Source organism: Streptomyces coelicoflavus (assembly GCF_045041415.1).
GTDB lineage: Bacteria > Actinomycetota > Actinomycetes > Streptomycetales > Streptomycetaceae > Streptomyces > Streptomyces coelicoflavus.
The window spans coordinates 3,838,852-3,857,159 of record NZ_CP108218.1 but is presented as its reverse complement, the minus strand read 5'-3'; the positions used below and the strand labels follow the sequence as shown (position 1 = coordinate 3,857,159).

Annotated in this window: 15 protein-coding genes; 14 read left to right on the top strand and 1 reads right to left on the bottom strand. The window is 72.7% G+C overall.

Annotation, left to right across the window (positions count from 1 at the left end; translation table 11 throughout):
• Positions 1 to 85 precede the first annotated feature (85 nt).
• The 7 genes from ssd (at position 86) to OHA99_RS16875 (ending at position 6,153) form a co-directional block, all read left to right on the top strand.
• Positions 86 to 1,315 (top strand): septum site-determining protein Ssd, encoded by a 1,230-nt coding sequence (gene ssd, locus OHA99_RS16905; protein ID WP_282879401.1) that lies wholly within the window; start codon positions 86 to 88, stop codon positions 1,313 to 1,315.
• Between the two features lie 458 nt (positions 1,316 to 1,773).
• Entirely contained in the window at positions 1,774 to 2,961 is a 1,188-nt protein-coding gene (locus OHA99_RS16900; protein ID WP_405696462.1) for a TadA family conjugal transfer-associated ATPase, read from the top strand.
• A gap of 59 nt (positions 2,962 to 3,020) precedes the next feature.
• Positions 3,021 to 3,995, top strand: coding sequence for a type II secretion system F family protein (locus OHA99_RS16895; RefSeq protein ID WP_405698966.1), 975 nt, complete (start codon positions 3,021 to 3,023; stop codon positions 3,993 to 3,995).
• A complete protein-coding gene (locus tag OHA99_RS16890) occupies positions 3,992 to 4,789 on the top strand; it encodes a type II secretion system F family protein (RefSeq protein WP_405696459.1) in 798 nt (265 codons plus the stop codon). The genes OHA99_RS16895 and OHA99_RS16890 overlap by 4 nt, the downstream gene beginning before the upstream one ends.
• Positions 4,790 to 4,890: 101 nt before the next feature.
• On the top strand, positions 4,891 to 5,133 hold the full coding sequence (locus OHA99_RS16885; protein WP_405696457.1) for a DUF4244 domain-containing protein: 243 nt from the start codon (positions 4,891 to 4,893) through the stop codon (positions 5,131 to 5,133).
• Between the two features lie 181 nt (positions 5,134 to 5,314).
• Positions 5,315 to 5,659 carry a TadE family type IV pilus minor pilin gene (locus OHA99_RS16880; protein ID WP_153178682.1) on the top strand — a complete coding sequence of 115 codons (345 nt, stop codon included), beginning with the start codon at positions 5,315 to 5,317 and terminating at the stop codon, positions 5,657 to 5,659.
• Entirely contained in the window at positions 5,656 to 6,153 is a 498-nt protein-coding gene (locus OHA99_RS16875) for an Rv3654c family TadE-like protein (RefSeq protein ID WP_405696454.1), read from the top strand. The genes OHA99_RS16880 and OHA99_RS16875 overlap by 4 nt, the downstream gene beginning before the upstream one ends.
• Here OHA99_RS16875 and OHA99_RS16870 read toward each other — a convergent pair.
• On the bottom strand, positions 6,113 to 8,572 hold the full coding sequence (locus OHA99_RS16870; protein ID WP_405696451.1) for a DEAD/DEAH box helicase: 2,460 nt from the start codon (positions 8,570 to 8,572) through the stop codon (positions 6,113 to 6,115). The two genes, OHA99_RS16875 and OHA99_RS16870, sit on opposite strands and share 41 nt — an antisense overlap.
• Positions 8,573 to 8,654: 82 nt before the next feature.
• Here OHA99_RS16870 and bldG point away from each other — a divergent pair, with 82 nt between their 5' ends.
• From bldG to topA, 7 genes are all read left to right on the top strand, one after another.
• The gene (gene bldG / locus OHA99_RS16865) at positions 8,655 to 8,996 is read left to right on the top strand and encodes an anti-sigma factor antagonist BldG (protein ID WP_003975386.1); all 342 of its coding nucleotides are present in this window, start codon (positions 8,655 to 8,657) and stop codon (positions 8,994 to 8,996) included.
• A 110-nt stretch (positions 8,997 to 9,106) separates the two neighbouring features.
• Positions 9,107 to 9,538, top strand: a complete 432-nt coding sequence (locus OHA99_RS16860; RefSeq protein ID WP_087790074.1) for an ATP-binding protein — start codon at positions 9,107 to 9,109, stop codon at positions 9,536 to 9,538.
• Between the two features lie 346 nt (positions 9,539 to 9,884).
• Complete coding sequence (locus tag OHA99_RS16855; protein ID WP_405696449.1) at positions 9,885 to 12,269, top strand: sodium-translocating pyrophosphatase; 2,385 nt, start codon at positions 9,885 to 9,887, stop codon at positions 12,267 to 12,269.
• Positions 12,270 to 12,498: 229 nt separating this feature from the next.
• On the top strand, positions 12,499 to 13,089 hold the full coding sequence (locus OHA99_RS16850) for a hypothetical protein (protein ID WP_007451898.1): 591 nt from the start codon (positions 12,499 to 12,501) through the stop codon (positions 13,087 to 13,089).
• A 107-nt stretch (positions 13,090 to 13,196) separates the two neighbouring features.
• Entirely contained in the window at positions 13,197 to 14,714 is a 1,518-nt protein-coding gene (locus OHA99_RS16845) for a methyltransferase (protein ID WP_405696446.1), read from the top strand.
• Between the two features lie 234 nt (positions 14,715 to 14,948).
• Positions 14,949 to 15,146 (top strand): hypothetical protein, encoded by a 198-nt coding sequence (locus OHA99_RS16840; RefSeq protein ID WP_007451901.1) that lies wholly within the window; start codon positions 14,949 to 14,951, stop codon positions 15,144 to 15,146.
• Between the two features lie 268 nt (positions 15,147 to 15,414).
• Positions 15,415 to 18,273, top strand: coding sequence for a type I DNA topoisomerase (gene topA / locus OHA99_RS16835; RefSeq protein WP_087790070.1), 2,859 nt, complete (start codon positions 15,415 to 15,417; stop codon positions 18,271 to 18,273).
• Positions 18,274 to 18,308 lie beyond the last annotated feature (35 nt).

Here is an 18,308-nt window from a genome sequence, read left to right as displayed (position 1 = left end):
TGGACCGACCGGACACGACGAGAACCACGAGACACCGCGAACACCGGCGCGACCGCGGGAGCCGCGCCGAAGGGGGAAGCGAACCATGACCGGAACCATCACGTACGACCCACCGCCCGCCGCCGGAGGGCGGCAGAGCGGGCCTCTGATCGTCACCGAGGACCCGGACCTCCTCGACGACCTGCTGCGCCTGTGCGCCGCTGCGGGCGCCATGCCGGAGGTGCACCACTCGCTGCCCGCGAGGCCGCCCTCGACACCTTCGGCGCTCCCCACGGCGGCGACACCCTCAACGCCCCCAGAGGTCTCAACATCCTTGACGCCCTCGGCGTCCGCGTGGCCGACCGGTTGGGAGGCCGCGCCCCTGGTGCTCGTCGGGGACGACGCGGCGCGGCGTGTCCGCGGAGCCGTTCGGAGACGCGGAGTGGTCCTCGTGGGCCGTGACCAGGACGACTCGGGGGTCTGGCAGCGGGCGGTCGAGATCGGCGCCGACCATGTCCTGATGCTGCCCGACGGCGAGCAGTGGCTGGTCGACCGCATCGCCGATGTCGCGGAGGGCGTCGGCCGTCCGGCCCTCACCGTCGGCGTCATCGGTGGCCGGGGCGGCGCCGGAGCGTCCACGCTGGCCTGCGCGCTCGCCGTCACCTCCGCGCGGGAGGGGCTGCGCAGTCTGCTGGTGGACGCCGATCCGATGGGCGGCGGCCTCGACGTCCTCCTCGGCGGCGAGACGGCCGACGGGCTGAGATGGCCGGCGTTCGCGGCCTCCCGCGGTCGGGTCGGCGGCGGCGCCCTGGAGGAGTCGCTGCCCGAGCTGCACTCGCTGCGGGTGCTCAGCTGGGACCGGGGTGACTGTGTCGCGGTACCGCCGCAGGCCGTACGGGCGGTGCTCGCCGCGGCCCGGCGAAGGGGCGGCACCGTCGTCGTGGACCTGCCACGCCGGATCGACGACGGCGTCGCGGAGATCCTCGCGCAGCTCGACGTCGGGATCCTCGTCGTCCCCGCCGAGCTGCGGGCCGTCGCGGCAGCGGGCCGGGTGGCGGCCGTGGTCGGCATGGTCCTGCGCGACCTCCGGGTGGCGGTACGAGGGCCGTACACCTCCGGGCTCGACGACCGCGAGGTGGCCCGGCTGCTCGGCCTGCCCCTGGCCGGTGAGGTGCCGGTCGAGTCCGGGCTGCTGCGTGCCACGGAGAGCAGACGTCCTCCGGGTACGCCTTCGCGCGGCCCGCTGGCGCGCTTCTGCCGGGAGTTCTGGGAACGGGCGCTGGCGGAGTCGGAAGGGCGGGGCGGGAGTGCCGGGGGTGTCGGCGGTGCCCCATGAAGGACGTGGCTGGAGCGGTGCGGTGGCGAGCGGTGGCGAGCGGAGAAAGGCGGGCCGAGGTGGACATGATGGTTGCGAGGGAGCCGGGCGGGACGGCGGAGCTGCCCGCGGGGGCGGCGGTGAGGAGCCGGACGGGCGGCAGCGGTCACGAGACGCCCGAAGGACTGACGGGCCGGGTGGTGCGCGAGGGGCCGGCGACCCCGGTGGCGTCCGAGGGGCCGGCGGCCAGGGTGGCGCCGGGCTGGGCCCGTCGGCAAGCCGGAGGATCGCCGACGGGAGGGCCTGCGCGCCGCGTCCCTGGACCATCGGCGGGACCGGCACCCACTGGATTTCCGGACACGGCTTCCGGACAGCCGCAGGGGCAGGGGCAGGGGCAGGGGCAGGGGCACGGACACGGGCGAGGTTCCGTGCGGCCCTTCGCGACGGCGTCGCCGAGAGGTCCGGGCGCCGCGTCGGGGATGCTCGCCGCGCCCGGGATGCTCGACGGGGTGCGGCGCCGGCTTGCCGAGAGCGGAGCCGAGCCGACGCCCGCGCGTGTGGCGCAGGCACTGCGGGAGCAGGGACGGGTGCTCGGGGACGCCGAGATCCTCGGTGCCGCCGAACAGCTCAGGTCGGAACTGGTCGGCAGCGGGCCCCTCGAACCCCTGCTCGCCGACCCGTCGGTGACGGACGTACTGGTGTCCGCTCCGGACCGTGTGTGGGTGGACCGTGGAGGCGGCCTGGAGCTGACCCCGGTCAGCTTCCCGGACGCGGGGGCCGTACGGCGGCTCGCGCAGCGCCTCGCCACCGTCGCCGGGCGTCGGCTCGACGACGCCCGGCCCTGGGTTGACGCCAGGCTCCCCGACGGCACCCGGCTGCACGCGGTGCTGCCACCGGTCGCTGTCGAGTGCGCGTGCCTGTCGCTGCGGGTGGTTCGGCCGCGTGCCTTCACGCTCGACGAGCTGGCGGCGGCGGGCACCGTACCGCCCGGCGGTGACCGCGTGCTGCGCGCTCTGGTGCGGGCCCGGCTGTCCTTCCTGGTCAGCGGTGGGACGGGCAGTGGCAAGACGACGCTGCTCAGCGCGTTGCTCGGGCTCGTCGGACCGGACGAGCGCATCGTGCTGGCCGAGGACTCGGCGGAGCTGCGACCCGATCATCCGCACGTCGTCCGGTTGGAGACCAGACCGGCGAACCAGGAGGGCGCGGGCCTGGTCACCCTTGAGGACCTGGTCCGGCAGGCCCTGCGCATGCGCCCGGACCTGCTGGTCGTGGGCGAGGTGCGCGGCCCCGAAGCGGCCCATCTGCTCGCCGCGTTGAACACGGGTCACAGCGGGTGCGGAACCGTGCACGCCAACGCCGCCGCCGACGTCCCGGCCCGGCTGGAGGCGCTCGGCACGGCCGCCGGCCTGGACCGTGCGGCCCTGCACAGCCAGCTCGCGGCGGCCCTCTCGGTGGTCCTCCACCTGGTCCGTGACCGCGCGGGCCGGCGCCGCATCGCCGAGGTGCACGTCCTGGAGCGGGACTCTTCGGGGCTGGTGCGGACGGTACCGGCACTGCGATGGGGAGCGGACGCCTTCGTGGCCGAACGCGGCTGGCAGCGGCTGCGGGAGCTGTTGCGCGGTGCCGGGCCCGACGAGCGGGCCGTCGGACGGGAGACGCAGCGGTGACGAGCACGACGGTGACGAGCCCGATGGTGATGAGCCCGATGGTGATGAGTACGACGGTGATGAGCGTGGCGGGGACGGGTGCCGTGAGGACGGACACAGTGGGTGCGGGAGAGCTGTGGACGGGCGTGGCACTGGTCTGCCTGGGCGCGGCCGCGTGGCTGGGCGGCGGGTGGCACTCCGGCGTACGGCGGGCTCGACGGGTGCTGGCCGAAGCCCGGGCCGGCCGGACCGCCGGCACCGGCGAGGCGGTCGGTACGGGCGGGGCGGCCGGTACGGGCGGGGCCGGCGGCACGGGGCCGCTGTCTCCCGCGGACCGGGTGACCGACGGGCTGCGGCGGATCCGTGGCCGGATGAGGCCCGAATGGGGGTCACTGGCCGCCGGTCTGGTGCTGGCGCTCCTGGGCGACTCGGTGCTGCCGGTCGTCGCGGGAGTGGCGGGGGTGCCGCTGCTGCGGCGGATGCGCCTGGCCGGCAGGGAGCGGCGGGCCCGGGAGCACCGGCAGGACGCGGTGATCGCGCTGTGCGGGACGCTTGCCGGGGAGGTCAGATCGGGGCGACAGCCGGGCGAGGCCCTGCTGGGTGCCGCGTACGACTGCGACGGGCTCGGCGACGGGCAGGCGGCTGTGCTCGCGGCGGCCAGGTTCGGCGGGGACGTCCCCGGGGCGCTCGCGGCGGCGGCAGGGCAACCCGGCGCCGAGGGACTGCGCGGTCTCGCGGCGTGCTGGCGGGTCGCGGTGGACCAGGGGGCCGGGCTCGCGGCCGGTCTCGACCGGCTGGAGGGCGCGCTGCGTGCCGAGCGGGACCAGCGCTCCGACCTGCGTGCCCAACTGGCGGGCGCCCGGGCCACGGCCGTGATGCTGGCCGGTCTGCCGGTCCTCGGCCTGCTGCTCGGCGTCGCCCTCGGATCCGACCCCCTGCGCGTGTTGCTGCACACCGGAGCCGGACTGGGTTGTCTGCTGGCCGGTGGGGCGCTGGAGGGTCTGGGCGTCTGGTGGGTGACGCGGATCGTGCGCGGGGCGGAGGCGGCCTCGTGAACGGCGACCTTGTCCACAGGCTGGGGGTAGTGGTGGGGACGGCGCTGGTCGTCGGATGGCTGACGCGCGGTCTCGCGGCCACGCGGCGGCAGCGGGCGCTGCGCAGACGGCTCGCAGGCCTGCTGGCACCGGAACCGGCTCGTTCCGCCCCGCGGCACACCGAGGTGCTGAACACCGTCCGCCCGTGGCTGCCGCTGCTCGGCACGGTGGGCGCGGGCTGGGCCCTGATCGGCGGTGTGGCCGGGATCCTGGGCGGACTGATGGGCGCCGCCGCACTGTGGCGTTGGAGTGCCCGTCGCTCGGCCGCCGGAACGGCGGCGGCGCAGGCCACCGCCGCGGCCGCCGTCCGCCAGCTTCCCCTGGCGGCCGACCTGCTGGCTGCCTGCGTCGCGGCGGGCGCGAGTCCGGTCACGGCCGCACGGGCGGTCGGCGACGCCCTGGGCGGACCGGTCGGGGACGCGCTGGGGCACGGCGCCGCGGAGGTGCGTCTCGGCGGTGAACCGGACGGCGCCTGGCGAGGGCTCGCCGCTGTGCCGGGTGCGGCGCCCCTTGCCCGGCTGCTGGAACGGGCCGAGGTGTCCGGCCTGCCCGCGGCGGGCCCGGTGGCCCGGCTGGCCGCCCAGGCCCGTGCCGACTGGGCTCGCACCACGACGGCTCGGGCCCGTCGGGCGGCGGTCATGGTCACCGCGCCGGTGGGCCTGTGCTTCCTGCCCGCGTTCATCGCGGTGGGCGTGCTGCCGGTGGTCATCGGACTGGCCGGCGGGGTCCTGGGACCCGGGGAAGGCGGTGGCTGACGATCCGGAACGCACCGGCGACGGGGCCGGAAAGCGGAGGTCCGACGCACGGGCGACGGACGAGCAAGTGAGCAACAGGATCGAACCTCACGGGGGTTGTGATGTATCAGGTGGTACGGGCACGGCTGCGTGCCCTGGTGTGCGGAGCGGGTACGGCCTTGAAGCGGCGGGCCGCGCGGCACGGGGGCCTGCGGCGGGACGCGGGCATGGTCACGTCCGAGTACGCGATGGGAATCGTCGCGGCGGTGGCCTTCGCCGTGGTCCTCTACAAGGTCGTGACAAGCGGCGCGGTCAGCGCGGAGCTGCAGGGCATCGTGAAGCGAGCCCTCGATGCGCGGATGTGACCGGGTGGCGAGGACGCAAGCCCGGGCCGCGGGTTCCCGGGCAGCCCGCGGTCGCCACCCGCACGGCGGATCGGACGACAGGCCACTCGACGGGCCACTCGACGGGCCACTCGACAGGCCACTCGACGGGCCGGAGAGCAGGCCGGAGGGCAGGTCAGGGGGCAGGCCGGACGGCGGTTTCGTGACGGCGGAGACGGCTGTGGTGCTTCCGGTGCTGGTGGTGTTCGCGATGGCGCTGGCGTGGGGTCTGCTCGTGGTGGCCGCCCAGATCCAGTGTGTGGACGCGGCCCGGACGGGCGCCCGCGCGGCGGCACGACAGGACCCGGTCGGCGCGGTCGTGGAGGTCGCCCGTGAGGCGGCACCGCGCGGGGCGAGGGTCACGGTCAGCCGGGAGGCGGGCCTGGTCCGTGTGGTCGTGGTGGCCGACCCGCCGGCCCTGCACGGGTTGCCCTTCGAGGTACGGGAGGAGGCCGTGGCCTCGGTGGAACAGACGGTGGGGGCGGCGCCGGCGGGGGCGGAGTCGTGAGGCGGCGCGACGCCGTGAGGGCCGCGCCCGACCGGGGTTCGGCGACCGTATGGAGCGTGGCCGCCATCGCCGTTCTGTGCCTGGTGTTCGGCGTCGTGCTCGCCCTCGGGCAGGCAGTCGTCGCCCGTCATCGTGCGGCGGGCGGCGCCGATCTGGCGGCGCTGGCAGCGGCGGATCACTGGGCCGAGGGAGGCACGGCGGCGTGCGACCGTGCGGACCGGGTCGCGCGGGCCCAGGGGGTGCGGTTGGTGCGGTGCGTCCTCACCGGGCAGGTCTCGGACGTGACGGCGGCGTCGGGCAGGGAGCCGTTCACGGCGGAGATCCGGGCGCGGGCGGGCCCGGCCACGCCCGCGTCCCCCGCACTGACCCCGCTCAGCCCGGCACTGACCCCGCTCACCACGCCCGCACTGCCCCCGCGCGGGTCCCCCGCACCGCGCCCGCCGTCCGCTCTCCCTACTCCGGCGGCTGTGGTGCTCCCCGCAGCAGCACCGTGAGGAGCCGTACCGCCCCCCGTTTGTGCAGCGGATCGTTGCCGTTGCCGCACTTGGGGGACTGGATGCAGGACGGGCAGCCGGCGTCGCACTCGCAGGAGGCGATGGCCTCCCGGGTGGCGGTGAGCCAGTCGCGGGCCGTGTGGAAGGCGCGCTCGGCGAACCCCGCGCCGCCGGGGTGGCCGTCGTACACGAAGACCGTCGGCAGCAGCGTGTCCGGGTGCAGGGGGACCGACACGCCGCCGATGTCCCAGCGGTCGCAGGTGGCGAACAGGGGCAGCATGCCGATCGAGGCGTGCTCGGCGGCGTGCAGGGCCCCGCCGAGGATCTCCGGGTTGATCCGGGCCTCGTCCAGCTGGTCCTCGGTGACCGTCCACCACACCGCGCGGGTACGCAGCGTCCGGGGTGGCAGGTCGAGCTTCGTCTCGCCCAGGACCTCGCCGGTGATCAGGCGCCGGCGCAGGAAGGAGACCACTTGGTTGGTGACCTCGACGGAGCCGTAGCAGAGGCGCCCGCCGCCCCAGGGGACCTCGACGTCGGTCTCCAGGACCGAGATCGCCGTCGTGTCGCGGGCCACCGTCGAGTAGGCGGGCGTGGCCTGTTCGACCAGCGCGACGGAGTCCTCCAGGTCCAGGGAGCGGACGAGGTACGTGCGCCCCTGGTGGAGGTGGACGGCGCCCTCGTGGACGGTCGTGTGGGCGGCACCGGCGTCCACCGTGCCCAGCAGCCTGCCCGTGCCCTCCTCGACGACCTGGACCGGGCGTCCGCCCTCCCCGCGGATGTCCGTCAGGTCGGCGGCGCGCGCGCGCCGGGTCCAGTGCCAGGCCCGGGTACGCCGGCGCAGCAGCTTCGCCGCCTCCAGCTGGGGCAGCAGTTCTTCGCAGGCGGGGCCGAAGAGCTTCAGGTCCTCCTCCGTCAGGGGGAGTTCGGCAGCGGCCGCGCACAGGTGGGGGGCGAGGACGTACGGATTGTCCGGGTCGAGGACCGTGGACTCCACCGGCTGGTCGAACAGGGCCTCCGGGTGGTGGACGAGGAAGGTGTCCAGCGGGTCGTCACGGGCGACCAGCACGGCCAGCGCCCCCTGTCCGGCCCGGCCCGCCCGTCCCGCCTGCTGCCACAGCGAGGCGCGCGTGCCCGGGTACCCGGCGATCACCACGGCGTCCAGGCCGGAGATGTCGAGGCCGAGTTCGAGGGCGTTCGTCGCGGCGAGGCCGAGGAGGTCACCCGAGTGCAGGGCGCGTTCCAGGGCGCGGCGCTCCTCGGGGAGGTAGCCGCCGCGGTAGGCCGCCACACGCCCGGCCAGGGAGCGGTCGACCTCGGCCAGGCGTTCCTGGGCGATCACCGAGATCAGCTCGGCGCCGCGCCGGGAGCGCACGAAGGTGATCGACCGCATGCCCTGCACGGTGAGGTCGGTGAGCAAGTCCGCGGCCTCGGCGGTGGCGGTGCGGCGTACCGGCGCGCCCTTCTCGCCCTCCAGTTCGGTCAGCGGAGGTTCCCACAGGGCGAACACCAGTTCTCCGCGCGGTGACGCGTCGTCGGCGACCTCGACCACCGGCAGTCCGGTGAGCCGGCGGGCGGCCACCGCGGGCTCGGCGGCGGTGGCGGAGGCGAGCAGGAAGACGGGCGACGCGCCGTAGCGGGCGCACAGTCTGCGCAGTCTGCGCAGCACCTGGGCGACGTGGGAGCCGAAGACGCCGCGATAGGTGTGGCACTCGTCGATCACGACGTACTTCAGCGCCCTCAGGAAGGAGGACCAGCGGGGATGGGAGGGCAGGATGCCGCGGTGCAGCATGTCCGGGTTGGTCAGGACGTACGTGCCGTACTGGCGGATCCACTCGCGTTCCTCGAACGGTGTGTCGCCGTCGTAGACCGCTGCCCGGACGGATGTGCCCAGCGGATGTGAAAGTTCCTTCACGGACCGGCACTGGTCGGCCGCCAGCGCCTTGGTGGGGGCCAGGTAGAGGGTGGTGGCGCCACGCCCGTTCGGAGCCTCGGAGCCGTCCACGAGGGCAGACAGGACCGGCACCAGATAGGCCAGGGACTTGCCCGACGCGGTGCCCGTGGCGACGACCACCGAGTCGCCGTCCAGGGCGTGCTCGGCCACGCGTGCCTGGTGGGCCCAGGGGTGTTCGATGCCCGCGGCCCGCACCGCGGCGAGGACCTCCGGCCGAATCCGGTCCGGCCAGACGGCATGACGGCCCGCACGCGGGGGCAAGTGCTCCGTATGAGTGATGCGCGCAGCCCGGCTCGGTCCCGCGGCGAGCCGGTCCAGGAGCATGCCCGGTTCCGGCCGGGAGCCGGGCTCCGCCGGGGATCGATCGGGTCGGTGATTCTTGGCCATCGGCACCGAGTCTGTCACTGGCGTGACGGACAATGGGACCAAGGCGTCGTGCACGCCTGCCGGTAAGTGATTGAATGCCATCGCGGCTGGCGAACCGTCCTGGGGGCTTCAAGCCGAGGTGTCCCGAGGGACGACCGCTCGATAGCAAGGTGCTGGAGGATCCGTGGACCTGTCCCTGTCGACCCGTACCGTCGGCGATCGTACGGTCGTCGAGGTCGGTGGCGAAATTGACGTATACACCGCGCCCAAGCTGCGTGAGCAGCTGGTCGAGCTCGTGAACGACGGGAGTTTCCACCTCGTCGTCGACATGGAGGGCGTGGACTTCCTCGACTCCACAGGGCTCGGCGTGCTGGTGGGTGGACTGAAGCGGGTGCGTGCCCATGAGGGCTCGCTGCGGCTGGTCTGCAACCAGGAGCGCATTCTCAAGATCTTCCGTATCACCGGCCTCACCAAGGTGTTCCCCATTCACACCTCGGTCGAGGAAGCGGTGGCGGCCACCGACTGACGACCGGTCCCGGGCCCCTCGGGGCCCGGGACAGCAAGTAGAACGAGGGGGGTCCGGGCTGTCGGCGGCCCGGACCCTCGAAAGCACGCCCGTAGTTCCGAGGGGGATGCATGGCCACCGTCGAACTCCGCTTCAGCGCGCTGCCCGAGCACGTCCGGACCGCCCGTCTGGTGGCGGCCGCGGTGGCGCGCAGGGCCGGAGTGGACGAGGCCGTCCTCGACGAGGTCAGGCTCGCCGTCGGCGAGGCCTGCACCCGGGCTGTGGGCCTGCATCAGCACGTCGGCATCACGGCGCCGGTCAAGGTGTCGCTGATCGAGGAGGAGAAGCAGTTCTCCATCGAGGTCGGTGACGAGGCGCCGCACGCCGTCCCCGGGGGCAAGACCTCGGGGGACGGCGCCGACGAGCCGGAGGCCGAGGAGGACGAGATGGGCCTCGCGGTCATCAGCGGCCTCGTCGACGACGTGGAGGTCTCGGCGGGCGAGGACGGCGGACTGATCCGCATGACCTGGCCCACCGCGCCGGCGGTGCTGCCGCCGATCTGATCCCCCGCGTCACCCCTGCACCATCCTGCACCACCCCTGCGTCACCCGGAGGGCCCCACCTGGTGGGGCCCTTTGTCATGCGCGGACATACATTGGTCCCGTGGCGCCCTTAAGTGAATTCATTCACGATCAATGGCCTGGGAAAGTGATCACCAAGTCGTTAGTGAAACGGATCATCAAGCGGTCACCGAACGGATCACGGAATTAATGCCGGAGGGGCATTACTACTTCCGGCCGCCTTCTGGTTGACAGAGCAATTCCTTTTGTCGTGCACTGTTTTGATCGGCTTCCGGTACCTACAATCCCGTCCACATCTTGAGCTCAGCCCAAGCGTCAAGGAGGACGAATGGCGGAGCTTCCTACCTCTCATCTCGCAGCCGCCGTGCTGACCGACGGAAACCGCGCCCTGGTCGCGGTCATCGCGGTCGTCGCGCTGGCCGCGCTGGTGCTCGCCGGCGTCCTGGTGCGCCAGGTGCTCGCGGCGGGCGAGGGAACCGACAGCATGAAGAAGATCGCGGCGGCCGTCCAGGAAGGCGCCAACGCCTATCTGGCCCGGCAGTTGCGCACGCTCGGCGTATTCGCCGTGGTCGTGTTCTTCCTGCTCATGCTGCTGCCCGCGGACGACTGGAATCAACGTGCCGGGCGTTCGATCTTCTTTCTGATCGGCGCGGCGTTCTCGGCGGCCACCGGCTATATCGGCATGTGGCTCGCCGTACGCAGCAATGTGCGCGTCGCCGCGGCGGCGCGGGAAGCGACACCGGCACCCGGCGAACCGGAAAAGGATCTCACTCTCGTCTCGCACAAAGCGACGAAGATCGCGTTCCGCACGGGTGGCGTCGTCGGCATGTTCACGGTGGGACTGGGCCTGCTGGGCGCCTGCTGCGTGGTGCTGGTGTACGCGGCCGACGCGCCGAAGGTCCTGGAAGGATTCGGCCTCGGCGCCGCGCTGATCGCGATGTTCATGCGCGTCGGCGGCGGCATCTTCACCAAGGCCGCCGACGTCGGCGCCGACCTGGTCGGCAAGGTCGAACAGGGCATCCCGGAGGACGATCCGCGCAATGCCGCGACCATCGCCGACAACGTGGGCGACAACGTCGGCGACTGCGCGGGCATGGCCGCCGACCTCTTCGAGTCGTACGCCGTCACCCTGGTGGCCGCGCTGATCCTCGGCAAGGTCGCCTTCGGCGACTCCGGGCTGGCGTTCCCGCTGCTGGTCCCGGCGATCGGTGTGCTCACCGCCATGATCGGCATCTTCGCGGTGGCGCCCCGGCGGTCCGACCGCAGCGGCATGAGCGCGATCAACCGGGGCTTCTTCATCTCCGCGGTGATCTCGCTGGTGCTGGTGGCGGTCGCCGTCTTCGTCTACCTGCCCGGCAGCTACGCCGAACTGGACGGCGTCACCGACGCCGCGATCGCCGGCAGGAGCGGCGACCCGCGGATCCTCGCCCTGGTCGCCGTCGCGATCGGCATCGTGCTCGCGGCCCTGATCCAGCAGCTCACCGGCTACTTCACCGAGACCACCCGGCGCCCGGTCAAGGACATCGGCAAGAGCTCGCTCACCGGTCCCGCCACCGTCGTCCTCGCCGGGATCTCGCTCGGCCTCGAATCCGCGGTCTACACCGCCCTGTTGATCGGTCTCGGCGTCTACGGGGCCTTCCTGCTCGGTGGTACCTCGATCATGCTGGCGCTGTTCGCGGTGGCGCTGGCCGGCACCGGTCTGCTCACCACGGTCGGTGTGATCGTCGCCATGGACACCTTCGGGCCGGTCTCCGACAACGCGCAGGGCATCGCCGAGATGTCCGGCGACGTCGAGGGTGCCGGCGCCCAGGTGCTCACCGACCTGGACGCCGTCGGCAACACCACCAAGGCCATCACCAAGGGCATCGCCATCGCCACCGCCGTACTCGCCGCCGCGGCCCTCTTCGGGTCGTACCGCGACGCCATCACCACCGGCGCGGCGGACGTGGGCGAGAAACTCAGCGGCGAGGGCGCGCCGATGAACCTGATGATGGACATCTCGCAGCCCAACAACCTCGTCGGGCTCATCGCCGGAGCGGCGGTCGTCTTCCTCTTCTCGGGGCTGGCGATCAACGCGGTGTCGCGGTCGGCGGGCGCGGTGGTCTACGAGGTGCGGCGGCAGTTCCGGGAACGGCCCGGAATCATGGACTACAGCGAGAAACCCGAGTACGGCAAGGTCGTCGACATCTGCACCAGGGACGCCCTGCGGGAACTCGCCACGCCCGGACTGCTCGCCGTGATGGCACCCATCTTCATCGGCTTCACCCTCGGCGTGGGCGCGCTCGGCGCCTTCCTGGCGGGCGCGATCGGCGCGGGCACGCTGATGGCGGTGTTCCTCGCCAACTCCGGCGGTTCCTGGGACAACGCCAAGAAACTCGTCGAGGACGGCCACCACGGCGGCAAGGGCAGCGAGGCCCACGCCGCCACCGTCATCGGCGACACGGTCGGCGACCCCTTCAAGGACACCGCCGGCCCGGCCATCAACCCGCTGCTGAAGGTCATGAACCTGGTGGCGCTGCTCATCGCGCCCGCGGTCATCAAGTTCTCCTACGGAGCGGACAAGAGCGTCGGCGTACGGGTGCTGATCGCCGTCGTCGCGTTCCTCGTCATCGCGGCGGCGGTCTACGTCTCCAAACGGCGCAGGATCGCCATGGGTGACGAGGACGACACCGACGAGCGGCCCAAGTCGGCCGATCCGGCGGTGGTTTCGTAGGCACCCGGCCACGAGCCCGCCGTACGGCCTGGCCGGAGGAGGGGTGCAAAGGACGGGCGGAGGGCGCGTGTTGACGCGTCGTCCGCCCGTTTCGCGCGTGTGCGCCCCTCACGCCGTGAGCCTTCTCTCCCTTGCTGTCTCTTGGTGCAAATGGCTTCAATACCGTCATAACGGATGTTCGTCCGGTGGATGTCCCCCATCCGGCGTGTATGTTCCGGGGCCGAGAGCCATGGAAGGGACCAATCCGGTGAACAAGAAGCTCGCGGTCGCACTGTCCGGCGGTGCGGTACTGGTACTGGCGCTGACGGGATGCGGCGGCAGCGACGACAACGAGAAGCTGGACTCCTGGGCCAAGGAGGTCTGCGAGGGCGTGCAGCCGCAGGCCAAGAAGATCGCGGCGGCCAACGCGGCGATCCAGAAGGAGACCTCGGACAGCAGCACGCCGGCCGAGGTCCAGAAGACCGACGCGAAGGCGTTCCAGGACATGTCCGACGCCTACAAGGCGATGGGCGCCACCGTCCAGAAGGCGGGCCCCCCGGACGTCGACGACGGCGAGAAGAAGCAGAAGGACGCGGTCACCGAGCTGAACGGCCTCTCCTCCTCGTACGCCTCCCTGCGCCAGCAGGTGGAGAAGCTCAACACCAAGGACCAGGCCGAGTTCGCCGACGGTCTCAAGGACATCGCCACCGAGCTGAACAAGCTCAGCAAGAGCGGCAGCGACGCGCTGAAGACCCTCGAGGAGGGCGACGTCGGCAAGGCGATGGCCAAGCAGCCCAGCTGCAAGTCGGCCTCGGCGACGCCGTCCGCCGCCAAGGGCTGACCGGGGCGGCGTCCCCCCGAGTCCCGCCCGCACCCCGCCCCGAGTTCCGTCCCGCGTCCCCACGCGGACGCGGGGCGGGGCGCCGACCGCCGGGCCACAATGGGGGTGTGAGTAACGCCAGCCTGTCCCCCCTGCCCTCCGCCGACCGCCCCGACGTCACCGTCCGGCTGCGGGACGCCCTGCTCGGGGCGTCCTTCACCGCCGACGGACTGCTGGAGCTGCTCGGCGCCCCCGCCTACGCGGCACTGTCGCGCAGCGAGACCGTGCCCGCGCTCCGGGCGACCCGCGGCGACACGGCGCTCGAACTGCTCGTCCGGCTCTTCCTGCTCCAGCAACCCGTCCCCCGCGCGCGCGTGGCGGACGTCCTGCCCGTCGACGGCTGTCTGGAGAGCGGCTGGCTCGACCGCGCGGGCGACGACGAGGTGACGGCCACCGTGGACGTACGGCCCTACGGCGGGCCCGGTGGCGAGGACTGGTTCATCGTCTCCGACCTGGGCTGCGCGGTCGGCGGCGCCGGCGGCATCGGCAGCCACGCCGAGGGCGTCGTCCTCGGCGTCGGCGGCGCCTCCACGACCCTGGCGGGCCTCACCGTCCGTACGCCCGTCGCCGCCGCCCTCGACCTCGGCACCGGCTCCGGCATCCAGGCGCTGCACGCCGCCGCGCACGCCACGCGCGTGACCGCCACCGACGTCAACCCGCGCGCGCTGCACATCGCCGCACTCACCCTCGCCCTGTCCGGAGCCCCGGCCGCCGACCTGCGCGAGGGCTCCCTCTACGAACCGGTCGACGACGACGCGACGTACGACCTCGTCGTCTCCAACCCGCCGTTCGTGATCTCACCGGGCGCCCGGCTCACCTACCGCGACGGCGGGATGGGCGGGGACGATCTGTGCCGCTCGCTCGTTCAGCAGACGGGGGAGCGCCTGAACGAGGGCGGGTTCGCGCACTTCCTCGCCAACTGGCAGCACGTGGAGGGGGAGGAGTGGACGGACCGGCTGCGCGCCTGGGTGCCGCGCGGCTGCGACGCCTGGATCGTGCAGCGCGAGGTGCAGGACGTCACCCAGTACGCCGAGCTGTGGCTGCGCGACGCGGGCGACCACCGCGGTGACCCGGCCGCGTACCAGGCGCGGTACGACGCGTGGCTGGACGAGTTCGAGGCGCGCAAGGTCAGGGCCGTCGGCTTCGGCTGGATCACACTGCGCCGGACCGCGGCCGCCGAGCCCTCCGTCGTCGTGGAGGAGTGGCCGCACCCGGTGGAGCAGCCGCTCGGCGAGACCGTGCGCACCCACTTCGACCGCGTCGACTACCTGCGCTCCCACGACGACGCGGCCCTCCTGGAGGCGCACTTCACGCTGGCCGGCGAGGTCGTCCAGGAGCAGGTCGGGCTGCCCGGCGCCGAGGACCCGGAGCACGTCGTGCTGCGCCAGAACCGCGGCATGCGCCGGGCCACCCGGGTCGACACGGTCGGCGCCGGTTTCGCGGGCGTCTGCGACGGCACGATGAGCGCGGGCCGCATCCTGGACGCCATCGCCCAGCTGGTGGGCGAGGACCCGGTCGCCCTGCGCGACCGCACGCCCGCGCAGATCCGCCTGCTGGTGGAGCAGGGCTTCCTCGAACCCCCGTAGCGGGGGCCCGGATCACCGGGCATGGGTGCGCACACCCATTTCTTTCTCCGGGCCGCCCGGGAAGCCCGCCCGAGCAGCCCGCCCCGCCCGGGTACGGCGAACCGGCCGCGTCCGACCGCACCCGGCGGACCCGTCGGCTCCCCGTTCACCTCGGGTTCGCCTGCCCGCCGCCCGCGCGTGACAGCCTCCCGGAGGCTGGACACGCGCGGGCTGGAGAAAAGGGGCACGGGGACCATGGAGAGCGGGCCGGCGATCTTCGCGGGAGTGGTGTTCGCCCTGTTCGGGGCCGGTCTGCTGGCGTGGACCACGACGCGGCTGCGGCACGGCCGCCCCGTCGCGCTCGGTGTGAGCCCCGTCGCATCGGCGACCGTCGCGAGCGTCGCCGCGGTGATCGCGCTGGGCCTCGGGGCGTGGTGCCTGACGCGGGTGTGAGGAGCAGGTCGCAGGGCCGGGCCACGGCGCGGCCCGGGTAACCGGGGGATCGCGCTCCGGATACCCGGGTCGGGGCAGGTGAGCACTCCGGGCGGCAGGAACAGGGTTCGTCGGGTTACCGTTCGAGTGGCCGTTGCGGGCTTTTCCCGTTTGACACGGGGGCGGGAGGTACCGTCACACTCCGCAGCGTCACGATCGAAACACAGAACGACCCGACCCGGGACCACGCCCTGGGAAGGCCCAGCGTCGACCGGAGAGAAGAGCGAAGTTGTCCCCGACCAGCGAGACCGCGAACGGCGGCCGCCGACTCGTCATCGTCGAGTCGCCTGCCAAGGCGAAGACGATCAAGGGCTATCTCGGCCCTGGCTACGTCGTCGAGGCGAGCGTCGGGCACATTCGCGACCTCCCCAGCGGCGCGGCGGAGGTGCCGGAGAAGTACACCGGCGAGGTCCGCCGCCTCGGTGTGGACGTCGAGCACGACTTCCAGCCGATCTATGTGGTCAACGCGGACAAGAAGTCCCAGGTCAAGAAGCTCAAGGACCTGCTGAAGGAGTCCGACGAACTCTTCCTCGCCACCGATGAGGACCGCGAGGGCGAGGCCATCGCCTGGCACCTTCAGGAAGTCCTCAAGCCGAAGATCCCGGTCAAGCGCATGGTGTTCCACGAGATCACCAAGGACGCGATCCGCGCCGCCGTCGCCAACCCGCGCGAGCTGAACCAGAAGCTCGTCGACGCCCAGGAGACCCGCCGCATCCTCGACCGCCTCTACGGCTACGAGGTCTCGCCGGTCCTGTGGAAGAAGGTCATGCCGCGCCTGTCGGCAGGCCGCGTCCAGTCCGTCGCCACCCGGCTCGTCGTCGAGCGGGAACGCGAGCGCATGGCGTTCCGCTCCGCCGAGTACTGGGACCTCACCGGCACCTTCGCGACCGGCCGCGCGGGAGACGCCTCCGACCCGTCATCGCTGGTCGCCCGCCTCCAGACGGTCGACGGACGGCGTGTCGCGCAGGGCCGCGACTTCGACTCCCTGGGCCAGATCAAGAGCGCGAACACCCTCCACCTCGACGAGGCGAACGCCCGCGCGCTCGCCGCCGCCCTGGAGAACACGCGCTTCGCCGTCCGCTCCGTCGAGTCCAAGCCGTACCGCCGCTCGCCGTACGCCCCGTTCCGTACGACGACGCTCCAGCAGGAGGCCTCTCGCAAGCTCGGCTTCGGCGCGAAGTCGACCATGCAGGTCGCCCAGAAGCTGTACGAGAACGGCTACATCACCTACATGCGTACGGACTCCACGACCCTGAGCGACACGGCGGTCTCCGCCGCCCGCGCCCAGGTGACGCAGCTGTACGGCGCCGACTACCTGCCGCCCCAGCCGCGCACGTACGCCGGCAAGGTCAAGAACGCGCAGGAGGCGCACGAGGCGATCCGCCCCTCCGGCGACCGCTTCCGCACGCCCGCCGAGACCGGACTGACCGGCGACCAGTTCAAGCTGTACGAGCTGATCTGGAAGCGGACCGTCGCCTCCCAGATGAAGGACGCGACCGGCAACAGCGTCACCGTGAAGATCGGCGGCGCCGCCTCCGACGGCCGGGACGTCGAGTTCAGCGCCTCCGGCAAGACCATCACCTTCCACGGCTTCCTCAAGGCCTACGTCGAGGGTGCCGACGACCCGAACGCCGAGCTGGACGACCGCGAGCGCCGGCTGCCGCAGGTCGCCGAGGGCGACGCGCTGACGGCCGAGGAGATCACGGTCGACGGCCACGCCACCAAGCCCCCGGCCCGCTACACCGAGGCGTCGCTGGTCAAGGAGCTGGAAGAGCGCGAGATCGGCCGCCCGTCGACGTACGCGTCGATCATCGGCACCATCCTGGACCGCGGCTACGTCTTCAAGAAGGGCACGGCCCTCGTCCCGTCCTTCCTCTCCTTCGCCGTGGTCAACCTCCTGGAGAAGCACTTCGGACGGCTCGTCGACTACGACTTCACCGCCAAGATGGAGGACGACCTCGACGCCATCGCCCGCGGCGAGGCCCAGTCGGTGCCGTGGCTGCGCCGCTTCTACTTCGGTGAGGGCGACGGCACGGGCGGCGGCGCCGCCGCCGACGCGGGCAACGGCGACGGGGACCACCTCGGCGGCCTCAAGGAGCTGGTGACCGACCTCGGCGCGATCGACGCGCGCGAGGTGTCCTCCTTCCCCGTCGGCAACGACATCAAGCTGCGCGTCGGCCGCTACGGCCCCTATGTCGAGCGCGGCGAGAAGGACGCCGAGAACCACCAGCGCGCCGACGTCCCCGAGGACCTGGCCCCGGACGAGCTGTCCGTGGAGCTGGCGGAGGAGCTGCTCGCCAAGCCGAGCGGCGACTTCGAGCTGGGCACCGACCCGGCCACCGGCCACGCCATCGTCGCCAAGGACGGCCGCTACGGCCCCTACGTCACCGAGGTGCTCCCCGAGGGCACCCCGAAGACCGGCAAGAACGCCGTGAAGCCGCGCACCGCCTCGCTGTTCAAGTCGATGTCGCTGGACACGGTGACCCTCGACGACGCCCTGAGGCTCATGTCGCTGCCGCGGGTCGTCGGCGCCGACGCGGAGGGCGTGGAGATCACCGCGCAGAACGGCCGCTACGGCCCGTACCTGAAGAAGGGCACGGACTCGCGGTCTCTCCAGACCGAGGAGCAGCTCTTCGACATCACGCTGGAGGAGGCGCTGGCGATCTACGCCCAGCCCAAGCAGCGTGGCCGGGCCGCGGCCAAGCCGCCGCTGAAGGAGCTGGGCACCGACCCCGTCAGCGAGAAGCCCGTCGTCGTCAAGGACGGCCGCTTCGGCCCGTACGTCACCGACGGTGAGACCAACGCGACCCTGCGCTCCGGCGACAGCGTCGAGGAGATCACACCCGAGCGGGGCTACGAGCTGCTCGCCGAGAAGCGCGCCAAGGGGCCCGCCAAGAAGACGGCGAAGAAGGCCGTGAAGAAGACGGCCGCCAAGAAGGCCCCGGCCAAGAAGGCGGCGGCCACCAAGAAGACGGCCGCCGCGAAGACCACGGCGGCCAAGAAGACCGCGGCCAAGAGCACCGCGAAGAAGACGACCGCCAAGACGACCGCCAAGAAGGCGACCGCGTCGAAGGCGTCGGAGGACTGAGCGCGCTCTTCGCGAAACGAACGCCCCGGCATCGA